Genomic DNA, 22022 nt, shown 5'->3' on the forward strand with positions numbered 1-22022 from the left:
CCCCTCCCCTTTCTTATGATTTACAAATAGTTAACTAACTGCGAGATGGCGTTCAAGCTCAACTTTTAATAGCTCTGGTATTACTTCACTCTGCTGTTTTTCAAAGTCAAAATAGACAATGATTGCATTTGCTTGAGCTATTAAGCTTCCAGTATGATCGTCCAAAATATCATGATCCAGTTGAAAGCTCTTGTTTCCAATTCTTGAAACATTCGTTGTGACTTTTAATAGTTGATTAAAGTAACCTTGATCAACAAAATCACATTTTGTTGAAGCAAGTATAAAGTTCCATGTTTTTGTATTCATGTTATACCCGATAGATTCAAAAAATCGGATCCGTGCTTCCTCTAAGTAAATAAAATAACTTGAATTATTTATGTGACCAAGTGCATCCGTTTCACCAAATCGAACCGTTATCTTTGATATATGCTTCATGAGATCATCTCCCTAGATTACTATTCTATCTATTCGAGAACGTAGGTCTTCTTTTTTCGATAAATGCCTGCACACCTTCTTTAATGTCTTCTGTTTGAAATACTTCTTCAAACAACTCTGCTTCTCGTTCAATACTTTTCTCAAGTGATAAATCCGCTCCCTCATCCACGGCTCTTTTAATACGAGAAAGAGCTTGTAGTGAGTGTCTACTTATCTTTTTTGCTAAATCTTTTGCTGTTTGTAACCCCTCACCTGTTGGAACGACTGAATTCACTAGGCCAATTTTTTCAGCGGTTTGCGCTGTAATGGCATCCCCAGTGAACATAAGCTCTTTTGCTTTTGACTCACCTACTAGTCTAGGTAGGCGTTGTGTACCACCACCACCAGGGAACAAACCAAGCTTAATTTCAGGTAAACCTAACTGAGCATGCTCTTCAGCAATTCGAATATCACAGGTTAGCGCTAATTCACAGCCACCCCCCAGTGTTAAACCGTTTAAAACGGCAATGGTCGGCTTTGGAAAATTGTCTATTCGATTTAATACTGCATGTGATTCCATAAACGTTGGCTTTAAGTTTGCCTTACCTATTAATTGAGGAAATTCTTTTATGTCAGCACCTGCCATGAAAGCTTTGTTACCATAACCTGTAATAATTACTGCTACAACTTCATCGTCATATTCAAAACCTGAAAAAACTTCATTAAGCTCTTGCACAACTAACGTGTTCATGACATTTAGAGGGGGATTATTTATAGTAACAATGGCTACTTTTTCGGCTTTTTCAACTTGAACAAACAGTGTCATTAACTCTTCACTCCTTCTTTTGGATAATCATAAAAGCCTTTACCCGTTTTACGACCAAGGTGGCCAGCTTTTATTTTTTCCTCGATACACACAGGTGGTTTATCAGCTAAATCACCTGTTTCAGCAAAGCGTTGTTCCATTACATAATATCCAACGTCTATTCCTGACAAATCCATCAGTTCAAAGGGACCAATTGGATGATTTAAAGCCTTCCTACAAATAATATCGATATCTTTATAATCACAGATACCTTGCTCAAATAAACTTACTGCCTCACGCTGTAAAGCTCCTAGAATCCGATTAGCTACAAATCCGGAAATTTCTTTTCGAAGTAAGACTCCCGTGCGATTTAATTGCTTACAAACATCCATTGTAAGCATGGCAGTTTCTTCCGATGTCTTTTCACTCATAACAACCTCAACACAATCCATAACCAGTGGTGGGAAAAAGAAGTGCATATTACAAATTTTATCTGCTCGATTTGTTTTTTCTGCAATCAATGAATTTACAATTGTTGAACTGTTAGATGCTAAAATTGCATGTTTCGGTGTAATTTCATCGAGTTTTTTAAAGACTTCTCTTTTTATATCAAGCTTTTCTACAATAGCTTCAATTACGAAGTCAGCTTGTTTTGCTGCATTCTCTAAACTAGTTGTAAAAGATAAACGGCTGAATGCTGCTAGCTTTTGATCTTCTGAAATTTTTCCTTTTAGGATCCATTTACTCATAATAGATTCTAATTTATCTTTCGCATTTTGCAGGGCTGCTTCATTAAGATCTTGAATGGTTGTTTCATATCCCCCAAGCGCGCTAAGCATTCCAATTTGGTGACCCATTTGTCCTGCACCTAGAACGGTTATATTTTTTATTTCTATAGTGTTCAAATTAATTCCTCCTATCTTTTTACTAACCAGTCAGTATGTTCACTGTAAAAAAAATTTTGACTATAGTAATTTATTCTATATGTAATTAGGAACCCCTTCCTAACATTCGGGATTCCCTACAGTTTATTTTAGCTAATCAGAATTTATTTCCAAAAATTGAATGTAAAAGTGCAACTACGAAACTGTCTTTACCGTACGTTTTCTTTAAGTTTAATCCTCAATTCCATTTAAAATCATCTCAACAAAAATTCTTGCTACTTCTTTGTCTTTGAGTTTTCCTTTCGGGTTAAACCAATTATAACTCCAGTTGGTAATACCGAGTATACCAAACGTTACGATTTCAACTGAGAGGTCACCCCTAAACTCTCCATCTTTCACACCCTGTTCCAGTAAGGTTTGGAGATTCAATCTAAATTGATCACGCTTAGGCAATATTTGCGAAAGGTGCTCTTCATTTAAATTTCTCAGTTCTCGAAAAAATACACGTGCACTCGCACCTTGTTCTTCAATAATATGAATTAACATGTAGACAATTTCATAAAGTTTTGTTTTGCAATCCTTTGATGTATCTGCCAAGATCTTAGCTTGTAAGTGCAATAAGTTTTCGATGTAACGAATATGAATATCCATTAACAGTTCTTCTTTACTAGAAAAATAATAATAAAATGTTCCTTTTGTTACCCCAAGAGAATCAACAATATCTTGTATTGATGTTTCCGTAAATCCCTTTTTTTCAAATAACGCTTTACTTTGCTCTGTAATTCTTTCCTTCATGACATAGCCTCACAATTCTGTATTTTTCCAAACAAAATTATAACATACTTTTCATCTCCTCTTGATTCTTACGAAAACATATTTATTATGAATTTGGCTACCTAAAGGTAGCCATTATTCTATAGAAACCGATTTATTTAATTTGATGCGTTGACATTAACCTCATCTCTTAGAGCCCTACGTAATATTTTCCCAACACTAGTTTTTGGCAGTTGATCTCTGAATTCAACTATAGTCGGTACTCGGTAAGCAGCCATGTTTTCTTTACAAAATGCTTTTACTTCTTCTTCAGTCGCACTCTTTCCAGACTTTAAGACAACAACAGCTTTTACTGTTTCACCACGATATTTGTCTGGTACGCCAATTACTACAGCTTCTTGAACTGCAGGATGCTCATACAAAACTTCTTCAACATCACGAGGGTAAATATTATAACCACCAGCGATAATCATATCCTTTTTCCGATCAACAATATAAAGAAACCCATCTTCATCGACACGTGCAATATCGCCAGTGAATAACCAGCCGTCTCGTAATGTGTTAGCTGTTTCTTCAGGCATATTCCAATAACCCTTCATTACCTGAGGACCCTTAATGACTACCTCTCCTAGTTCACCAACTTCAACTTCGGTAGTACCAGTAGCCAAGTCTACTATTTTATATTCTGTAGAAGGGAATCCGATTCCAACACTTCCTGGTTTTCTTGCAGCAAACATCGGATTACAGTGAGTTGTTGGTGCTGCCTCTGATAATCCATATCCTTCAAGGATTTTCGCTCCTGTTTTGCCTTCAAATTCACGTAATAGTTCCACAGGCATAGGAGCACTGCCACTGTTGCAAACTCTAATACTATCTATCCCATATTCTTCAGCTTTTGGATGGTTTGTAATAGCTACATACATTGTTGGTACTCCTGGGAACGAAGTTGGTTGCTCCCTTTTAATAGTTTGCAACAATTCCTCTAAATCAAAACGTGGCAATAATACGTTACTAGCACCACAATATATTGATAGGTTCATCCCTGAAGTCATTCCAAAAACGTGGAATAAAGGAATAACTGTTAAGCATTTATCCTTACCCGGCTCAAATGACTCTTTAAAAAATTCATAGGATTGTAAAACGTTAGCAACTAAATTACGATGTGTTAGCATTGCTCCTTTTGAACGGCCTGTCGTACCACCTGTATATTGAAGAACTGCAAGATCATGTGCAGGGTCAATATCAACTGGTGTAACGTTACCAGTTGCCGAGCGCATGAACTCCTCAAATGATCTGTCAGGAGCGAACCTAGTTTCTGTCGGCTGTAAACTAACCACAATTACATTTTTCACGTTCGTTTGATCTTGTATTGATTTTAGGCGTGGGTATAGTGCATCAAGAATAACAATTGTTTCTGCTCCTGAATCTTCCAGAATATATTGTAATTCTCTTTCAACAAGCATCGGATTGACTTGAGTAATAATACCACCAGCCATTAAAGTTCCGAAATATGAAATTACATATTGTGGGCAATTAGGTAACATGACAGCGACACGGTCACCTTTTTGGACGCCATTTGCTTGCAATGCTGATGTAAATGCCTGTGATAAGCCAGTTACTTCAGCATATGTCATTCGTTTGTGATAAAAGATGATTGCTTCATTTTGAGGATACTTAGCAGTAGAATCTAGGAGCATTTGTTGTACAGAGATATTTGGAATTTCTAATTCCTTTTGAACAGTTTCAGGATAATGCTCTAGCCAATTTTTTTCAGACATGTAAACGCCTCCATTTTTTAGTTTGTTAAAAGGATGAAAGGTGAATCTACTACTTTATCTATATTACTTTTGCCTCAAGTAAAGAACAATCGTCCATCAATATTAAAAGGTAAGTCCCCCACCGTCCACGTGAATAGTTGTTCCCGTGATAAAAGATGCATCATCAGAGGCTAAAAATAATACAGCAGCTGCAACTTCTTCAGGTAAACCAATTCTTCCTAGCGCATTTGCTTTTGAGATATAAGGCCATTTGCGTTCGTCATTTTTCCACCCGTCGATAATCGCTGTATCGATAATTCCTGGTGCAACTGCATTCACTCTAATATTATTCTTTCCATATTCTAGTGCTGCGTTTTGTGTAAGTAAAACGACACCACCCTTAGAAGCATTGTAAGGAGCCATATATTTTTTCCCTTTGAATCCCAAGAGGCTAGAAGTATTGATAATCGATCCTCCCCCGCGCTTTTCAATATGCGGAATTGCATATTTAATTCCTAGAAATACAGCTTTAAGATTTATATCGATAACACTATCCCATTCTTCAATCGACAGGTCTGCGATACGCACTTCGGAATTACCAATACCAGCATTGTTAAATAATATATCGATTCCACCAAATTCAGAAACAGTAAAGTTTACTAGTTCTTCAACTTCCTTCGGTTGTGCAACATTCGCTTTTATAAATGCGGCCTTACCACCTTCTTCTAAAATCCGATTAACCGTTTCATATCCTTTTTCTTCGTTTATGTCGGAAACTACTATTTGTGCTCCTTCTTTTGCAAATAGGAGTGCGGTGGCACGGCCGATTCCACCGCCACCACCAGTTACAATTGCAACTTTCTCCTTCAGTTTCATGAGTCTACCCCCGCTCAATAATTGTAGCAATTCCTTGGCCTCCGCCAATACAAGCTGTAATTAACGCATACTTACCTTTTCTTCTTTTGAGTTCGTATACAACTTTCGTCATCAGGATCGCACCAGTTGCTCCAAGCGGATGTCCATGGGCAATCGCGCCACCATTAACATTTAGTTTACTAGAATCAAATTTCAACTCACGGTCACAAGCAATTACTTGTGCAGCAAAGGCTTCGTTTAATTCAATTAAATCCATTTGATCAAGGGTCAGTCCTGCTTTTTCTAATACCTTTTTAATCGCTGGTACTGGGCCTATTCCCATGATTGAAGGGTCAACACCTGCAACTGCATAATTTCTGATTGTAGCTAAAGGCTCTAGTCCTAATTCTTCAGCCTTCTCTCTTGACATAATCACGAGAGCAGCTGCCGCATCATTTAAACCTGAACTACTTCCTGCAGTTATCGTTCCATCTTGTAAAAAGGCCGGTCGAAGCTTCGCCAGTCCCTCCAATGTCGTTTCAGGACGAGGATGCTCATCTGTATCAATTATAATTGGATCGCCTTTACGAACAGGTATCGTAACCGGGACAATTTGCTCTTCAAAGAAATTTTCTTTCATTGCATTTGCCATCTTCTGTTGGCTATTAAATGCAAATTCATCTTGTTCTTTGCGTGATATATTGTATTTTTTCACTAGATTTTCTGCTGTAATTCCCATTGGTGGATCACCGATTTCTTTAGGTGAGAGTCTTGATTTTTTAAAAGTAGGTGGCATCACACTGTATGGTTTGCTAGGTTTATCCATTAAATATGGTGCGCGTGACATGCTTTCTGTTCCACCGGCGATGAAGACATCACCATCCCCTGCACGAATAGCCTGGGCCGCTAAATTAACAGCATTAATACCTGACCCACATTGGCGATCAATGGTTATACCAGGTATTTCTATAGAAAGTCCTGTTTGTAATGCTGTTAGACGGGCAATATTGCCTCCACCACTTAACACATTGCCTAGGATTACATCGTCAACCATTTCAGCTGTTACATTTGCGCGTTCCATTGCCTCTTTAATAACAATTGCCCCAAATTGATGAGCTTCTAGTTCAGCTAGCAATCCACCTTGTCTCCCAATTGGTGTTCTAACAGCTGATACAATAACAGCATCTCGTTTCATCAGTAATTCCTCCTTTTTCTAGCAAACTACGAAGTTACATCGCGTGTGTTCCGCCGTCAACAATCAATGTATCACCAGTCACAAAATCTGAAGCCTTCGATGCTAAAAACAACGCCGCACCCTTTAGGTCTGTGTCAGAACCAAATTTGTTTAATGGAGTTGTTGCTAAAATATGATCTTTGCCTCTTTCGATCAGTACCTTTGACATTTTCGTTGGGAAAAACCCTGGGGCAATTGCATTAACATTGATATTATGTTTACCCCACTTAACCGCCAGGTCCTTTGTAAAAGTAATGACTGCCCCTTTACTTGTGTTATAGGCAATTGTATCCATGAATCTAGGATCTGTTCCGCCTAAACCAGCAACAGATGCAATGTTAATGATTTTCCCACTGTTTTGTTCAATCATTACCTTTCCAACCGCTTGACTCATTAAAAACGCCCCCGTTACATTAACCTCCATTACTTTATGCCACGCCTCTAGTGGCATTTCAGTTACTGGTGATGACCACGTTGCACCACTGTTATTTACTAAAACATCTATCCTTCCAAACTCATTTACAGTTTCTTCTACAACCATTTTAACATTTTCTGGATTTGTAACATCACACTTTAAAGCAAGTGATTTTACACCCAATTCCAGTAATCTATTACTTACTTCTTGGCAGGCTTCTAGTTTTCTAGAACAAACAACAACATTTGCACCTGCTTCTGCAAAACCTACTGCGATTTGTTCTCCTAATCCTCTTCCACCACCTGTTACAATTGCGGTTTTCCCTTTTAAACTAAATAACTCAAGTACATGCATATTGAAAGGTCTCCTTTTAATCGTATTTTTAGTAGATTCTCTACTTTCTATATTTACGAAGCTCTAGCTTTGCCACTTGCGCTTTATGAACCTCATCTGGACCATCCGCAATACGTAATGTACGTGCATTCGCCCATTGCGCTGCTAATGTAAAGTCATTGCTTACACCTGCTCCACCAAAAGCTTGAATCGATCTGTCAATAACACGTAAAGCCATGCTCGGAGCAACAACTTTTATCATCGCAATTTCAGCTTTTGCTTCTTTGTTTCCAACTGTATCCATCATATATGCAGCTTTTAATGTTAATAACCGTGCCTGCTCTATTTCTATTCGAGATTCAGCTATCCACTCTTGAATAACACCCTGACTTGCTAACGGCTTTCCAAATGCGACACGCGTCTGGACACGTTCACACATTTCTTCAAGAGCTCGTTCAGCCGCACCGATCAATCTCATGCAATGATGAATTCTTCCCGGACCAAGTCTTCCTTGAGCAATTGCAAAGCCTTTACCTTCTCCCCAAAGAATATTGTCTGCTGGTACTCTAACATTGTCATATGTAATTTCTGCATGACCGTGGGGAGCATGATCATAACCGAACACTGGTAATATGCGTTCAATTTTTACACCTGGTGTGTCAAGTGGAACTAATATCATTGCTTGCTGCTCATGCTTTGGCGCTTCTGGGTCGGTCTTACCCATTACAATCGCGATTTTACAACGAGGATCTCCAGCACCAGATGACCACCATTTGCGTCCGTTTACGACATATTCATCTCCATCCCGGATGATACTTGATTCAATATTTGTTGCATCAGCTGAAGCTACATCAGGCTCAGTCATTGAAAAGCAAGACCTAATCTCACCAGCCAAAAGTGGTTTTAGCCACTTGTCTTTTTGTTGCTCTGTTCCGTAGCGTACAAGCACTTCCATATTCCCAGTGTCAGGTGCATTGCAATTAAATACTTCTGGACCGATTAATGAACGTCCCATGATTTCACATAGCGGAGCATACTCAGTATTAGTCAAACCTGCACCTAGCTCACTTTCAGGTAAAAACAAATTCCATAGACCTTGAGCCTTCGCTTTCTCTTTAAGCTCTTCCATGATTGGTGGAACTTCTGACCACCGATTTTCTTGCTTATTTAATTGTTCTTCATATAATCGTTCATTTGGATAAACGTACTCGTTCATGAAAGCGTTTACTCTTTGTTGTAGCGTGGCAACCTTTTCTGAATATGAAAAGTTCATATCTTCATCCCCCATTCAGTTACGCCAACCTAACTAACCGGTCGGTATGTATCCCTATTACTATAATACAACTGTTAGCAGGATATATTCAAGTTTTATTCTAAAAATTCTTATTAATTAATCAATTACACAGGACTTCTGTTCAATATAAATTTTGATATTATTAAAAGTGAGGATTTCTCCCCACTTTTGGACTTACAATCCGCCTTCGTATTTACCATCATTTTTTGGTGCTTTTTCTTTTTTGGCTTTTTTCTTATGCTTTTGGTTTGCAGCATGACTTCCTAATTCATGACTGAATTCAGAATCAGTTGTTGCCGAATCAAAGCCCTGCTTATTCTTTTGATCTGCGTCATTTTTTTTATTACGTTTTGCCATCTCCAAACACTCCTTTAGATTATCATGCATAAATAGTATCTACAGAGTGAATAGGAAATATTATTATTACTTATAAAGCTTATACAAAGCTTGAGTTCCGCTATTTTCTTCACCTTTTTCAGCTAATTGATCATATAGGCTTTTTGCAAGTTGTAAACCAGGTGTGTCCATACCCATTGCTTCTGCTTCTTCCAAGGCAATACCCATGTCCTTAATAAAATGTTTAATATAAAAGCCAGGTTCAAAATTATCAGCAATCATCCTCGGAGCTAGATTACTTAAAGACCAACTACCAGCTGCGCCTGCAGAGATACTTTTTAAGACATTTTCGGGATCAAGTCCCGCTCTTTTTGCATATGCAATGGCTTCACTGACACCCATCATATTTGATGCAATCGCAATCTGATTACACATTTTAGTATGTTGACCAGCTCCTGCCCCGCCTTGAAGCACTATATTCGCACCCATCATTTCAAAGACTGGTTTACACTCTTCAAAAACAGCCTTATCTCCCCCAACCATAATCGTTAATTTTGCTTCTCTAGCCCCTACATCACCACCAGAAACAGGTGCATCAAGTGCATAAATGCTGCGAGTCTTTGCTTCTTCGTAAATCCTTTGTGCTAAAGAAGGCTTCGATGTAGTCATATCAATTACATAGGTACCTGTTGCTGCATGTGCAAGTATTCCGTTTTTTCCTAAATACACTTCTTCAACATCGTTTGGATAACCAACCATAGTGATGATGACATTTGCTGCCTTTGCTACATCTGTAACAGTATCTTTCCAGCTAGCGCCCTTCTTAATCAATTCCATAGCTTTTTCTTTTGTTCTCGTATATACAACAACAGGGTAGCCTTGACCTAATAGATGACCCGCCATGCTATTCCCCATAACACCAGTACCTATGAAACCAATCACTGTATTTTCTTTTGATATCATAATAATTACACCTCCTGTACTCCTAATTTTTAAAATAAGCTTTTCTATCAGGGTTTTCACTTACTATATCGACTTAACCATACCACCATCTACTAAATATGAGTTACCAGTCATATATGTATTTGCACCAGACAGGAAGAATGTTACCACCTTAGCAAATTCCTCAGGTTCACCATAACGGCCTAGCGGAATATTTTGTTTCATTTTTACTTCTATATCTGCTTTTGTCACACCTTGCTTGTCAGCATTAACTTGATCTAAGAAAGCCACTCTGTCTGTTGCAATGCGTCCCGGTGCAACTGTATTGATCAGAATATTATCTGGTCCAAGTTCAGAGGCTAATGTTTTGGTTAAACCGACAATACCTAAGCGAAATGTATTAGATAATAACAATCCAGGTATTGGTTCTTTTATCGACGAAGATGCTATGTTTACAATCTTGCCACCTTGTTTACGTAAATATGGTAAGGTTTCGCGGATTACTCTTATATAACTTAGCAAGTTCAACTCAAATGCTTGCTGCCATTGTTCATCTGATAATGAATCAAATGTTCCCGCTTGAGGACCACCTGCATTATTTACTAAGACATCAATTCCTCCGAATTCTACTACAGTCTTATCGACTACATTCTTAATATCTTCTAATTTTGTAATATCAGCTTGAAAAAAGGATACCTTTCCTTTTCCAATTTGTAAAAGCTCTTGCTGAACACTTTCTAGCTTTTCAGCATTACGGCTAGTGAGCATGACATTTGTACCCTCTTCTACTAATTGTTTTGCAATTGCTTTACCTAGACCTTGACTAGATGCAATAACAAGTGCAGTCTTACCATTTAATTGTAAGTCCATCTAAATCACCCCATAAATAATAATATAATACCAACTATCATTATACTGATAATTGTGAAATATATCATTAAATTTGAAAAGGGTATCAGATAATTTCCTGACACCCTTTTCCTTATTTTTCTTCCCCTTCAAAAATTTTAATGAATTTGTCCATTTCCTTATTAACTTTCGGCTTTATATGAAAAGGATTTTGTGGTTGAACTAAGTTTTCCGGATTTGCGTCTATTTTGACCCCCATTTCATTACCAGCTGATGCTGTTGTGTCATTAATAATACTTTCATAACGTTCATCAACATTGAAATCATGCTCATGAAAGTTGTTATTACTTCTTCTTGGCATTTCTTTATCCCTCCTTTTTCTTAAATTTTGCTAATTCATTCAGTTGTATGTATGTAAACGTAAGAAGAAAAGATGCTTACACTTTTTGGGTGTAGTTACTATTGTAAGCTTAACTATGGGAATAATAAGGATTATTTGTTCTTACATTAGACTTTATTGTGCTTAGGCAAGTTTTTTGTGGCTTTGATGATTTTTTTTGCTAAAAATAATAATAAAAGCGCAGGGCGCCCGCCTACCTGAGCGTCGATTAAAACCCGCCACGTCCTGTGGCGAACATCGACATCGGCACATCCTGTGCAAGTCAAGCATAAGACGAGCCGGCTGGAAGGTTGTTCTTTGACCTTCCAGACGGATTGGCTTATACCATAGAGCCGATGGCGCCCGGAGCTAGACGTAGATAGACAAAGACACGAAGTTATACACAACCTTACAATTTTATAAATTCCTAAACAACAAAAAAATAGAGTTACTAAATCTTATCAATTTAATACTCTATTTAACATATCCATTCCGAGTTCGACCTTGATAAAAGTGCCCATCATTTTTTATCGAACTTTTGCTATAATCCCATTGTGAACTTTGATATAACCATGCCTCACTATGTCAAAGCCAGCCTCATACACGTACAATCCCATTTGACGAATATCCATTAGCTCACGATAGGTGTGATTCATAACGTCCGCCATTACTTTGTAATAAAGTCGTGATTTTCGTTGGTCACGTGGTGTTGTCATAATTACATATCCACCTGGTTTTACAAATCTACGGTGAAAGTCGAGAATTTCCGGTTTATGCTCATCAGGAACATGCTCCAGTAAACCTACACTAATTACGATGTCAAATTCGCGTCCATATTTAAGATTACGAATATCTTCTACCACATAATTTATGTTCATTTGTTCCTTATACCAAACCTTTGGACTACCGGTTGCCGGATTTTCTCCTAAAAACGGATAGCTTGCTGGAAAATTGCCAAATCGTTCGATTTTACAAAAGGCATCATAGTCAACCATCACCACCTCACCATCTGGGTACATGGCAGATAGCTGCATGGCTTCATACCCTTCGGCTGCACCTAGAAATAGTATCCTCGGCTTTGATACATCTAACCCCTGAAAAAGAGCACGCTTGCCACGTGGATCCCAAATACCATCTTCAATTCTGTGGGCATAGTTCCATAATGATAATCTTGTTAAATCTCCTAAGGCTTCCAACACTTCTGAAAATTTAAAATGCGCCATACTTTTTGTTAACGCTTTCTTTTTATTTGATAACTCAGCTGGCACGTCCTTAACAAACCACTCGTGAAATGATTTATTAAAATATTCCCATGATGTTTTGACTGGCATTGTTGAAGAATGTTCCTTTTCCCACTGGGTCCTCGATTTGGCGACCGTTTTAACCTTGTAAGGAGAACCGACATCCTTCCATGACAGCTGTGACCAATCACTAACAACATTCGCATTAATAAATTTATCTAGTTCATTGTTTGTAGAGTTTCTCAGTTCAACCCTATAGCTAGGTGTTATTAATGTTGTATCAAAATCTTTTTCACTATAAGGATATTGGTTTGGTTCATGTGCAAGAGCCATATACTAACCTCCAAAAAGTTTATTTAGTCATTATACTAATAATGTATTACTTGAAGACTAATAGTCAACAAAAACGATTGATTATTCAGAATATTACTAGTGTATAACCGTTCTACCTTTTGAAAAGACTAGAAGCAGATAATGGTAAAGGAGAGTAAAATATGGGTGCAATTGACCGTGATGGTTACCGATTTGAAACGGAGTATAGTGTCATACATCAAGACGGGGCTTTACATGTTTATAAAGACGGTGATTTTATCAAGGAAATTACATTTAGTTTTCCTGGTGAAAAACCAAGTAGAGAACAAATCGAAAAGCTAGTCGATGAGTTTTTTGAAGAATAATTGAGAATCAAACCGTTCCCTGAAACGAACGGTTTGTTTGATGTTACACTTAACATGATCTTAATTCAACGTAAGAAAAAATCCAATGTGATGAAATACCCAAATGTATTCACTTCACCTTGGCAAATCAGAAATCTGATCTATCGGTACGGCAAGACCAACCGATTCTTCCCCTGATCCGATTGTGGGAATGGTCTTTGCATAAACGACTCCTATCACTTTTCCATCACTATCGATTACAGGACTACCGCTATTGCCTTTATGTATTGGAGCAGATATTCTCATCGTATTGGTAACTCCAAGAATGTTTCCTTCCATTACAATCTGACTATAGGCGAGTGGATTTCCTATAACATAAATATGATCATTTTTGGACCAATTATCATTCTTCTGAAGTTCTAAATAGGGAAGATTAGTACCTTCAATTTCTAGTAAAGCAATATCGATGTCTGGGTATGTTTTTTTAACTTTAGCTGTAAAAAATTCTCCCTTTGGAAAAATAACCAGAATCGATGATAAGTCCTCAATTACATGATGATTTGTGACAATGAACCCGTCAGCGGAAATATTAAAGCCGGTGCCCTTCACATTATTACCTTCAATTGTGACTACTGCTTCTTTATAATTTTGAATGTTCTCAATCTGAGAGAGTTCATTTGATTTTTTAATAAAAGCTAGAGAAGGTAGGTTGAATACTTGAACCCAAACGCCTAATCCACTTAACAAAAGTGCGATAACCAGGCCAAAAACGACCAGTTTGCCAATTGTTGCACGCTGTTTTTTCTTTTTTACTACCTTCTCATCATCTTCTTCAGCAAATAAAAAGTCTTCTAATGAAGGCTCCTCATCCCAAGCATCCACTGGATGTTCAACGAATTCATCTTGATCATTGTGATTCTCCTCATTATCCTTCATACCAATACCCCTTTTTAACAAGAGTTCATATGTATATAGTACCACGGGAAGCGATTTTTGACTCTAAGGATTATTGATATACAAGATGAAGAAAGAGGGAAAAAAAAAACGCTGTCGCAAAAGAATAAATGGTTCCGTTTTGAGGTACATAACGGAAAATTGACATTAGAAATGGCATACAAATCGACGTATGCCATTTTTCTTTTATATAGGGATTTATAATACCGCTTATAGTAAAATAAAACCATTAATGACATAATAAATTTAAAGGACAATGCTTATTGGACACTCAAAATTATATGTCAATTGGGATGTCAATTCTTACGATATTTCTAAATACATCAGAACTCATCCTATATTTAGTAACCAGTGATAATTAAAATAAGAGGAGATTTTCCGGTTAAACTGCGTAATAATGCTTGGTTCGGGATAAATAAGCGGAGGTTTTCCGCTTAAGCAATGCAAAATGATCCATTTTGACGTTTTTTGTGTAAATAGTCGGAATTCTTCCGTCTATTTAAGCTATTTTAAGTGCTATTTCGTAATTAAGAGAAATTTCTCCGCTTATTTATTAAATCATGCTGATTCCCTTATCTCTTGGTCCTTGAGGGTTCGCTCTGAGGTCAACCAATATCTGAAGTTTGGAAAGTGTCAATCCCAGGATTTTGACGCCCAAATTAGCCATGTGACCACCACCTATATCCTCTATGTGTTTCTTGCCTATTTTCGCAGGGTCAATGATTACGAGACACTTGGAGGCCTCTTTGAACATGTCAAAGACGAGATGATTGAAAAAAATTTAGCCGAAAGGTTATGGGATATGTTCGAGGAGCTTCTGCAGGTAGTGATCACGGCTGGTAGCAGACTCTGGAACGGTCGACATCAAAGAGTTCAAAAACTCCCCAGAATACCAATTTCTAAAGGGAGCTATTTGAAGACTCATTTTTAGGTAAACAATTATTTCAAGAGGATAAAGCTGCATAGGCAGTTAAAATGGAATAATAGACAAGCCTTATATAACAAGGGGTTAGGCAGGATTATGAGTTAGAAAATCCTGTTTATTAAGGCTGCGAAACTCAAGTTATAAATTCCTAAATAAGAAAAGCGCAGGGCGCCCGCCTATCGGCGACAAGCATAAGACAAGCCGGCTGGAAGGTTGTTCTTTACCTTCCGGACGGATTGGCTTATACCATAGAGTCGATGGCGCCCGGAGCTAGACACTAAAACTTGGTACAAATTTTTATACTTTCTTATCTTTCAAAAAAACAGTAAGGATCATCCCTTACTGCCTAAAAATTTTCTTTAACCAAAGCAACTACTTCTTCAGTAGTGCTCATAGATAAGATTTTGTCCTTGTAGCTTTCGGTTTTGGACTTGGAAAGTTTTTTGATTTGTGATCGTGCTGGTAAAATTGATGTTGCACTCATACTAAATTCATCTAAGCCTAGGCCAAGTAAGAGTGGAATTGCAATTGGATCTCCAGCCATTTCTCCACACATTCCTGCCCATTTGCCTTCTTTATGTGCTGCTTCGATAACCATTGATACTAGTCGTAAGATTGCAGGGTGGTATGGTTGATAAAGATATGCAACTGTTTCATTCATTCTGTCTGCAGCCATTGTGTATTGAATCAAATCATTTGTACCAATGCTGAAGAAATCGACCTCTTTTGCAAATTGATCAGCTAGTACTGCTGTTGATGGGATTTCTACCATGATGCCAATTTCGATTTGATCTGATACAGACTGGCCTTCTGAAACTAGTTTATCTTTTTCCTCAAATAGGATTGCTTTTGCTTGTCTAAATTCGTCAAGAGTAGCAATCATCGGAAACATGATTTTTAAATTCCCATAGATACTTGCCCGTAATAGTGCACGTAATTGACTTCTAAATATGTCTTGTTCCTCCAGGCAAAGTCGAATGGCACGAAAACCTAAAAACGGGTTCATTTCTTTTGGTAGATCTAAATATGGTAGCTCCTTATCCCCACCAATATCTAATGTACGGACAACGACTGGTTTGCCTGCCATTTTTTCTAAAACAGTTTTATAAGCAATATATTGCTCTTCTTCAGTAGGTAGTTGATCACGGCCCATGTATAAAAATTCAGTACGATACAGACCAACGCCTTCCCCACCATTTTTGAGGACACCTTCAACATCCTCAGGTGTACCAATATTTGCAGCTAATTCTACGTGATGATCATCACTAGATATTGTTTTTTCATTTACTAGCTTTGCCCACACTGCTCTTTGTGCATCATAATCTCGCTTTTTTTGTTGATATTGCGCAATTTGTTCATCAGTAGGATTAACAATAACATCTCCGTCTAATCCATCAACAATGACGATTACACCATTTTCAATATCAGTTGTTACTGTTTTAGCTCCAACGATTGCTGGGATTTCCATTGATCGTGCCATAATGGCTGAGTGGGAAGTACGCCCACCAATGTTTGTTGTAAAGCCTTTTACATACTTTCGATTAAGCTGAGCTGTGTCAGATGGAGTTAAATCCTCTGCGACAATGATTACTTCTTCTGTTATCATACTTGGGTCGGGAATGCTCACCCCAAGTAAATGTGAGATTACACGCTTCGTTACATCGCGAATATCAGCTGCTCTTTCCTTCATATATTCATTTTCCATTGATTCAAACATTTGAATAAACATATTTGCTACTTCCTGTAGAGCGAACTCAGCATTTACACTGTCCGACTTGATCTTATCTTGAACAGGATTTATGAGTTCAGGGTCACTTAATACAAGAAGATGAGCAGCAAAAATTGCTGCTTTATCTTCTCCTAGTTCTTCATTCGTTTTTGCCTTAATTTTTTCTAACTCTTCCTTTGCAGTTGCAATTGCAGAGGTAAAGCGATTTATTTCAGAGTCATGATCAGCAATACTTTTTTTAGTAACCGTTAAATCTGGCTCCTGCATTCGGTAAGACTTTGCAATTGCAATACCTGAGGATGCTGCAATTCCTTTAATTATAGTAGACATTATTCTCCTAACCCTTCTTTAACCATAGTATCTGTAAGTGTTGCGATTGCTTCTTCTTCATCACTGCCTTCAGCTATAATTTTAATTTCTGCACCTTGTTGAATGGCTAATGACATAACACCCATAATTGATTTTAAATTAACCTTTTTACCATTGAATTCAAGATTAATATCTGAGTTGAATTTACCTGCTGCTTGTACCAAAACAGTTGCTGGACGTGCATGAATTCCCGATTCACTAGTAACTTTAAATGTTTTTTCTGCCATTTTATTCTATCCCCTTTTTATTTAGATATTGATATAATTCCCTCTTCTTTTAATTCTATTTCCCCATGTTTTTCAATTTTAACCGTTTCTCCAGCTTTTAAATTTGTAAAAACAATTGGGGTAATAATCGATGGAACATTCTTTTTGACATATGCTAAGTCAACCTTAAGTAGTTGTTGTCCTTTTGTTACTTTATCACCTTGGGCAACAAATGCTTCAAAGCCTTCCCCTTTTAGGTTTACTGTGTCGATACCAAAGTGAATTAATACTTCACGGCCGCCATCGGTTTCTAGTCCAACCGCATGTTTTGTAGGGAAGATGTGTACCACTTTGCCATCGACTGGCGAAACAACCGTTCCATCAACTGGTAAGATAGCAAAGCCATCGCCCATCATTTTTCCTGAGAACACTTGGTCTGGTACGTCTGTTATCGGCATGATTTTACCTTTAAGTGGTGATATAAACATATTCTCATTGTTATCTAAGTCATTTTTAAGTTCCTTAGGAATTACCTCTTCTATTTGTTCTTGGTTTTCTTTCCCAGTTGAAACCTGAGCTGGCCTTGGCGTTTTACCATCGATAATATCTTTGATTTGCGTCTTTAAACTATCTGACCTTGGCCCAAAAATCGCTTGAATATTATTACCGACTTCCAGTACACCCGCAGCCCCAAGCTTCTTTAATCGATCTTTATTTACTTGTTTATTATCATTAACTGAAACTCGAAGTCTTGTTATACACGCATCTAAATGAGCGATATTATCACTTCCACCCATTGCTTCCAATATGTTAAAAGGAAGGTCACCTACCTGTTTGGCATCCTGTTCATCTTCTGCTGCTTCTTCACGTCCAGGTGTTTTTAGATTGAATTTGCGGATTGCAAAACGAAATCCGAAATAATAAATCAATGCGAAAACCAAGCCAACTGGAATCACAAGCCACCAGTCAGTACGACCAGGAAGCACTCCAAAGAGCATGAAATCAATTACACCACCTGAGAATGTCATCCCAATTTTCACATTTAAAATGTCCATAACCATAAATGACAATCCGGCAAAAACTGTATGTATTGCGAACAATACTGGTGCAACAAATAAGAATGAGAATTCAATAGGTTCTGTTATCCCAGTTAAAAATGAAGTGAGTGCAGCAGAACCCATAATACCCGCTACTAATTTTTTCTGGTCAGATCTAGCTTCATGATAGATAGCAAGTGCTGCTGCTGGTAAACCAAACATCATAAATGGAAATTTCCCTGTCATAAACGTTCCAGCAGTTAATTCAGCCCCTTCACGAATTTGTTCAAAGAAGATCTTTTGATCTCCCCGGATAATATCTCCTGCCTGGTTTGTGTATTGTCCAAATTCAAACCAAAACGGAGCATAGAAAATATGATGAAGACCAAAAGGAATTAATGCTCTTTCAATAACTCCAAAAATAAATGCAGCTAATGTGCGATTGGTATCAAGCATATTTGTTGAGAATGTGTTTAAGCCAGTTTGAATTGGTGGCCAAATGAAGATCATAATAATTCCTAGGATTAATGCTGATACAGCGGTTGCAATTGGGACGAAGCGCTTGCCAGCGAAAAAGCCTAAGTATGATGGTAATTCGATATTAAAGTATCTGTTATACATGGTAGCAGCTAGTATCCCTACAATAATACCGCCGAATACCCCCGTCTGTAAGGTTGGAATTCCTAGGACATTTGCAAATGCAGGATCAGCACCCACACTTTCACTAGTAACTCCAAGTGAAACACCCATTGTTACATTCATAACTAAAAAACCGATTATCGCAGCTAATCCGGCTACTCCTTCACCCCCAGCAAGTCCAATTGCAACTCCTACCGCAAAAAGCAATGCTAGATTATCAAAAACGATTCCACCAGAACGTTCCATTACTTCTGCTACAAGTTGGAGCCAACCAGTTTCTAAAGCTGGAATTCTTCTTACCAAATCAGGATTTTGTAATGCATTACCAAAAGCAAGTAAGATACCAGCCGCCGGCAGAATCGCCACAGGTAGCATTAAGGCTTTTCCAACCTTTTGAAGTGTTCCAAATATCTTATGAAACATGCTCTACCTACCTCCTTATATGTATTGACGTTGACGAAACAAACCTACATTTTTTCGAATAAAAACGTTTACAAGTATTGTAAATATAAAAAGGCATGAGTAATAACGTGCCATTTATATCTTTAAAGGTTAAATTACCCCAATAAGATTAAATAAACACATCAAATTCACTCATGCCTGATCGGATCAGTAACACGTAAATGTTAATTATTCAGTTTTATTTACCAATCGTTGGAGATGCATCGTTAGATAAACTACTTCTGCATCATTGACTGGCGTTTTTAGTGTCTGTTGCATCACTTTGATGGCTTTCCATGAAAGATTATAGCATATAGGATATTCTTGCTTCAAGAGATTAGCTAACTCTTTTTGTTCTTTCACAATATCTCCACATTTAACCCTTTTTATCGTGTGTTGTATGTGACGCGCCAATCGCAGGTAAGCTATACTTTCACGGTCTAATTTTATTTTTAATGAATCTTCTACTAAGGAAACTAGTGTATTTATTAAATGCGAATCATGATTTATTTCAGATATTGAATTTTTCGAGATTGCACTATGAATATGGAGTGCTATAAACCCGATTTCGCCTTCAGGTAAATGAACATCGATGGTTTTATTTAGAAGACGCACTACTTTTTCTGCTACTTTGTATTCTAATGGGTATAATGTTTTTGTTTCCATCAGAAACGGATTTTTTAAGTCTATACCTTGTTTTAACCGTTTTATCGCAAATGATATATGATCCGTTAAAGCTATGTGAATATGTTCATCAACGGAAACATTTACATTTTCCTTTATTAAATAGATAACATCATTCATGATTTCAACAAATTCTTCCTCAATAAATGGTAATAATTTTTTATATTGTTCCTGCTCTATTTCCCTCTTTAGAACAAACATTTTTTCATATGAATTTGATTTTATAAGATCACCATGCTTTTTTCCAAATCCAAGCCCTTTTCCAATTAATACAACCTCACCATACAGAGCATGTACTGCAATTAATACATTATTGTTTAATAGCTTTTTTATAGTAAAGGAATCCATATTGAGATCCATCCTTAATTAAATTTTTTATTACTCGGCTGTTTCATCTTACTAACAGGAAGTGTTTTTCGTCAATTGTTATGACTATTTCGGGAAATGTCAGCATATTCAGTTCATATTTTCTAATTAAAAGATTTTCAATCATATATGTGTGGATTTATAAAAACTAAGCATGGGTTAGACATGTCTTAGGAAAAACAGTACATGTCTTAGTTTTTTGTTTTATATAAATCTTGATGTTCCCTTTACAATTCGAAATGCTTGCATTACTAGATAAATAAACATATTATCGTATTTGCTAACCAAGAATAATACAATCTACAATTATCAGGAGGAGAAATTGATGATAAAGCTACTTGTTAGTGACCTTGACGGAACATTATTACCTTTCGATAAAAAAGTAACAGAAAAAGATATATCGGCATTAGAACGAGCAAAAAAGAGTGGGATTGATATCTGCTTCGCTTCTGGGAGAATGGATATTGAGATTAACGAGGTACTAAAATCCATTAATGAAAAATTTCACCGTATTAGTCAAAATGGCGCCTTTATTTCAACAAATCAAGATGTTCAGCTTCTTGCGACAACATTTGAGTCGGAACTGGCAAAACAAATTTTTAATGAAGTTCGATCCTTAGAGTTTATAACGCTTGTATGTAGCTATGATACAAACTTTACTGAACAAAAAAACGAGCATGTGTTAAATATTGAAAAGAGAATGTTTCATCCGATCACAGAGAGTCCTTTTCTTCTAGATGAAATTCCAACAATTAAACCTTCTAAGATTACGGTTCTAGGTGAAGAAAAAGCGATTATACAATTCCAACAAAGACTTCTCAGTCAATATCCAAACCAAATAGATACGTATATTTCTGAAAAACAATGTTTAGATATTATGCCAAAGAATATTAGTAAAGGAAATGCAGTAACAGCGTTAATCAATCAACTTGGATATGAACCAAGTGAAGTAGCTACAATTGGAGATTCATATAACGATATCCCTATGTTTCGCTTAACCGAGAACAGTTTTGTCATGTCACATAGTCATAAAGACGTTCAAAAAGAAGCAATGCATGTTGTTAACTCTGTTAGCGATGCAATAGATATCATTCTTGAAAAGAATCGTCAACTGAGTAAAAAATAACTTTTTTCTTAATCTCTTCATAAATAGAGTATCACTATTCTGAAGTTAGTCAGAAAATAGTTCTATATAGTGAAACTCAAATCTTGGAGGTTTTCTTTATCCCCCTCCTAAACTTCCTATAAATTACAAGAGGAATAAGTCTTAAGCGCGGGATAAAAATTCTGTGTTTAAATTATTGCATCATAGCACAAAATAAGCTTGCTTTAGGCATTCATCTAAAAAGGAGGGGTTATCATATGGCGAAAAAAGGAAGACAAACTAAAATTAGTCAAGAGGTTGCAAACCCAAGCGTTTCTGCTCAAGATGCTGAATTCGCTGGTGAAATCGCGGGTACTCCTAAAAAAGAAAAAAAGAAGCGAAGATAAATTACATAAGAAG

Annotated in this window: 22 protein-coding genes and 1 pseudogene; 4 read left to right on the forward strand and 19 right to left on the reverse strand. The window is 37.1% G+C overall.

Translation table 11 applies throughout. The features are described 5' to 3' along the window. Positions 1-30: 30 nt before the first annotated feature. The 14 genes from PY093_RS01695 to PY093_RS01760 all read right to left on the reverse strand — a co-directional run bounded on the left by PY093_RS01695 (position 31) and on the right by PY093_RS01760 (position 12845). A complete protein-coding gene (locus PY093_RS01695; protein WP_275644122.1) occupies positions 31-435 on the reverse strand; it encodes an acyl-CoA thioesterase in 405 nt (134 codons plus the stop codon). 25 nt (positions 436-460) lie between these two features. Further along, complete coding sequence (locus PY093_RS01700) at positions 461-1240, reverse strand: enoyl-CoA hydratase (protein ID WP_275644123.1); 780 nt, start codon at positions 1238-1240, stop codon at positions 461-463. Beyond that, positions 1240-2124, reverse strand: coding sequence for a 3-hydroxyacyl-CoA dehydrogenase family protein (locus tag PY093_RS01705; RefSeq protein WP_275644124.1), 885 nt, complete (start codon positions 2122-2124; stop codon positions 1240-1242). Before PY093_RS01705 ends, PY093_RS01700 begins: the two co-directional genes overlap by 1 nt. Before the next feature lie 210 nt (positions 2125-2334). Continuing rightward, on the reverse strand, positions 2335-2898 hold the full coding sequence (locus PY093_RS01710) for a TetR/AcrR family transcriptional regulator (protein ID WP_275644125.1): 564 nt from the start codon (positions 2896-2898) through the stop codon (positions 2335-2337). A 137-nt stretch (positions 2899-3035) separates the two neighbouring features. Further along, on the reverse strand, positions 3036-4655 hold the full coding sequence (locus tag PY093_RS01715; protein WP_275644126.1) for a long-chain-fatty-acid--CoA ligase: 1620 nt from the start codon (positions 4653-4655) through the stop codon (positions 3036-3038). Positions 4656-4757: 102 nt separating this feature from the next. After that, positions 4758-5510, reverse strand: coding sequence for an SDR family NAD(P)-dependent oxidoreductase (locus tag PY093_RS01720; protein ID WP_275644127.1), 753 nt, complete (start codon positions 5508-5510; stop codon positions 4758-4760). Positions 5511-5514: 4 nt separating this feature from the next. After that, the gene (locus PY093_RS01725; protein ID WP_275644128.1) at positions 5515-6684 is read right to left on the reverse strand and encodes a thiolase family protein; all 1170 of its coding nucleotides are present in this window, start codon (positions 6682-6684) and stop codon (positions 5515-5517) included. 34 nt (positions 6685-6718) lie between these two features. After that, complete coding sequence (locus PY093_RS01730) at positions 6719-7492, reverse strand: SDR family oxidoreductase (RefSeq protein ID WP_275644129.1); 774 nt, start codon at positions 7490-7492, stop codon at positions 6719-6721. Between the two features lie 40 nt (positions 7493-7532). Continuing rightward, positions 7533-8744 carry an acyl-CoA dehydrogenase gene (locus PY093_RS01735; protein WP_275644130.1) on the reverse strand — a complete coding sequence of 404 codons (1212 nt, stop codon included), beginning with the start codon at positions 8742-8744 and terminating at the stop codon, positions 7533-7535. Between the two features lie 195 nt (positions 8745-8939). Further along, positions 8940-9122 (reverse strand): hypothetical protein, encoded by a 183-nt coding sequence (locus PY093_RS01740; RefSeq protein ID WP_275644131.1) that lies wholly within the window; start codon positions 9120-9122, stop codon positions 8940-8942. Between the two features lie 66 nt (positions 9123-9188). Continuing rightward, the gene (locus tag PY093_RS01745; RefSeq protein ID WP_275644132.1) at positions 9189-10064 is read right to left on the reverse strand and encodes an NAD(P)-dependent oxidoreductase; all 876 of its coding nucleotides are present in this window, start codon (positions 10062-10064) and stop codon (positions 9189-9191) included. 63 nt (positions 10065-10127) lie between these two features. Further along, positions 10128-10913 carry an SDR family oxidoreductase gene (locus PY093_RS01750; RefSeq protein ID WP_275644133.1) on the reverse strand — a complete coding sequence of 262 codons (786 nt, stop codon included), beginning with the start codon at positions 10911-10913 and terminating at the stop codon, positions 10128-10130. Between the two features lie 112 nt (positions 10914-11025). Beyond that, entirely contained in the window at positions 11026-11253 is a 228-nt protein-coding gene (locus PY093_RS01755) for a hypothetical protein (RefSeq protein WP_275644134.1), read from the reverse strand. Positions 11254-11798: 545 nt separating this feature from the next. Next, entirely contained in the window at positions 11799-12845 is a 1047-nt protein-coding gene (locus tag PY093_RS01760; protein WP_275644135.1) for a class I SAM-dependent methyltransferase, read from the reverse strand. Between the two features lie 161 nt (positions 12846-13006). On the opposite strand from PY093_RS01760, the gene PY093_RS01765 reads away from it, so the two are divergent. Next, entirely contained in the window at positions 13007-13189 is a 183-nt protein-coding gene (locus tag PY093_RS01765) for a DUF5370 family protein (protein ID WP_275644136.1), read from the forward strand. 114 nt (positions 13190-13303) lie between these two features. On the opposite strand, the gene PY093_RS01770 is transcribed toward PY093_RS01765, so the two are convergent. Beyond that, positions 13304-14104, reverse strand: coding sequence for a S1C family serine protease (locus tag PY093_RS01770; RefSeq protein ID WP_275644137.1), 801 nt, complete (start codon positions 14102-14104; stop codon positions 13304-13306). A gap of 634 nt (positions 14105-14738) precedes the next feature. Here PY093_RS01770 and PY093_RS21335 point away from each other — a divergent pair. After that, positions 14739-15088: pseudogene (locus PY093_RS21335) on the forward strand (IS4 family transposase); the annotation flags it as partial. Positions 15089-15393: 305 nt separating this feature from the next. Here the strand turns inward: PY093_RS21335 and ptsP are convergent. From ptsP to glcT, 4 genes are all read right to left on the reverse strand, one after another. Next, positions 15394-17106: a phosphoenolpyruvate--protein phosphotransferase gene (ptsP, locus tag PY093_RS01775; protein WP_275644138.1), complete on the reverse strand. Its 1713-nt coding sequence runs from the start codon at positions 17104-17106 to the stop codon at positions 15394-15396. Then, positions 17106-17372: a phosphocarrier protein HPr gene (locus tag PY093_RS01780; protein ID WP_275644139.1), complete on the reverse strand. Its 267-nt coding sequence runs from the start codon at positions 17370-17372 to the stop codon at positions 17106-17108. Before PY093_RS01780 ends, ptsP begins: the two co-directional genes overlap by 1 nt. A 17-nt stretch (positions 17373-17389) precedes the next feature. Continuing rightward, positions 17390-19450 carry a glucose-specific PTS transporter subunit IIBC gene (gene ptsG / locus PY093_RS01785; RefSeq protein ID WP_275644140.1) on the reverse strand — a complete coding sequence of 687 codons (2061 nt, stop codon included), beginning with the start codon at positions 19448-19450 and terminating at the stop codon, positions 17390-17392. Between the two features lie 207 nt (positions 19451-19657). After that, positions 19658-20500, reverse strand: a complete 843-nt coding sequence (gene glcT, locus PY093_RS01790) for a glucose PTS transporter transcription antiterminator GlcT (RefSeq protein ID WP_275644141.1) — start codon at positions 20498-20500, stop codon at positions 19658-19660. Positions 20501-20843: 343 nt separating this feature from the next. Here glcT and PY093_RS01795 point away from each other — a divergent pair, with 343 nt between their 5' ends. Continuing rightward, a complete protein-coding gene (locus tag PY093_RS01795; protein WP_275644142.1) occupies positions 20844-21644 on the forward strand; it encodes an HAD family hydrolase in 801 nt (266 codons plus the stop codon). Between the two features lie 236 nt (positions 21645-21880). Continuing rightward, positions 21881-22009, forward strand: coding sequence for a hypothetical protein (locus PY093_RS01800; RefSeq protein ID WP_275644143.1), 129 nt, complete (start codon positions 21881-21883; stop codon positions 22007-22009). The last annotated feature ends 13 nt before the right edge of the window (positions 22010-22022 follow it).

This window comes from Cytobacillus sp. S13-E01 (assembly GCF_029193815.1).
In the GTDB taxonomy this organism is placed as follows: Bacteria; Bacillota; Bacilli; order Bacillales; family Bacillaceae_L; genus Bacillus_BV.

Coding starts and splice junctions, on each gene's coding strand:
- PY093_RS01695 (WP_275644122.1), bottom strand. CDS start 435: ATGAAGCATATATCAAAGATAACGGTTCGATTTGGTGAAACGGATGCA.
- PY093_RS01700 (WP_275644123.1), bottom strand. CDS start 1,240: ATGACACTGTTTGTTCAAGTTGAAAAAGCCGAAAAAGTAGCCATTGTT.
- PY093_RS01710 (WP_275644125.1), bottom strand. CDS start 2,898: ATGAAGGAAAGAATTACAGAGCAAAGTAAAGCGTTATTTGAAAAAAAG.
- PY093_RS01715 (WP_275644126.1), bottom strand. CDS start 4,655: ATGTCTGAAAAAAATTGGCTAGAGCATTATCCTGAAACTGTTCAAAAG.
- PY093_RS01720 (WP_275644127.1), bottom strand. CDS start 5,510: ATGAAACTGAAGGAGAAAGTTGCAATTGTAACTGGTGGTGGCGGTGGA.
- PY093_RS01725 (WP_275644128.1), bottom strand. CDS start 6,684: ATGAAACGAGATGCTGTTATTGTATCAGCTGTTAGAACACCAATTGGG.
- PY093_RS01730 (WP_275644129.1), bottom strand. CDS start 7,492: ATGCATGTACTTGAGTTATTTAGTTTAAAAGGGAAAACCGCAATTGTA.
- PY093_RS01735 (WP_275644130.1), bottom strand. CDS start 8,744: ATGAACTTTTCATATTCAGAAAAGGTTGCCACGCTACAACAAAGAGTA.
- PY093_RS01740 (WP_275644131.1), bottom strand. CDS start 9,122: ATGGCAAAACGTAATAAAAAAAATGACGCAGATCAAAAGAATAAGCAG.
- PY093_RS01745 (WP_275644132.1), bottom strand. CDS start 10,064: ATGATATCAAAAGAAAATACAGTGATTGGTTTCATAGGTACTGGTGTT.
- PY093_RS01750 (WP_275644133.1), bottom strand. CDS start 10,913: ATGGACTTACAATTAAATGGTAAGACTGCACTTGTTATTGCATCTAGT.
- PY093_RS01755 (WP_275644134.1), bottom strand. CDS start 11,253: ATGCCAAGAAGAAGTAATAACAACTTTCATGAGCATGATTTCAATGTT.
- PY093_RS01760 (WP_275644135.1), bottom strand. CDS start 12,845: ATGGCTCTTGCACATGAACCAAACCAATATCCTTATAGTGAAAAAGAT.
- PY093_RS01765 (WP_275644136.1), top strand. CDS start 13,007: ATGGGTGCAATTGACCGTGATGGTTACCGATTTGAAACGGAGTATAGT.
- PY093_RS01770 (WP_275644137.1), bottom strand. CDS start 14,104: ATGAAGGATAATGAGGAGAATCACAATGATCAAGATGAATTCGTTGAA.
- ptsP (WP_275644138.1), bottom strand. CDS start 17,106: ATGTCTACTATAATTAAAGGAATTGCAGCATCCTCAGGTATTGCAATT.
- PY093_RS01780 (WP_275644139.1), bottom strand. CDS start 17,372: ATGGCAGAAAAAACATTTAAAGTTACTAGTGAATCGGGAATTCATGCA.
- ptsG (WP_275644140.1), bottom strand. CDS start 19,450: ATGTTTCATAAGATATTTGGAACACTTCAAAAGGTTGGAAAAGCCTTA.
- glcT (WP_275644141.1), bottom strand. CDS start 20,500: ATGGATTCCTTTACTATAAAAAAGCTATTAAACAATAATGTATTAATT.
- PY093_RS01795 (WP_275644142.1), top strand. CDS start 20,844: ATGATAAAGCTACTTGTTAGTGACCTTGACGGAACATTATTACCTTTC.
- PY093_RS01800 (WP_275644143.1), top strand. CDS start 21,881: ATGGCGAAAAAAGGAAGACAAACTAAAATTAGTCAAGAGGTTGCAAAC.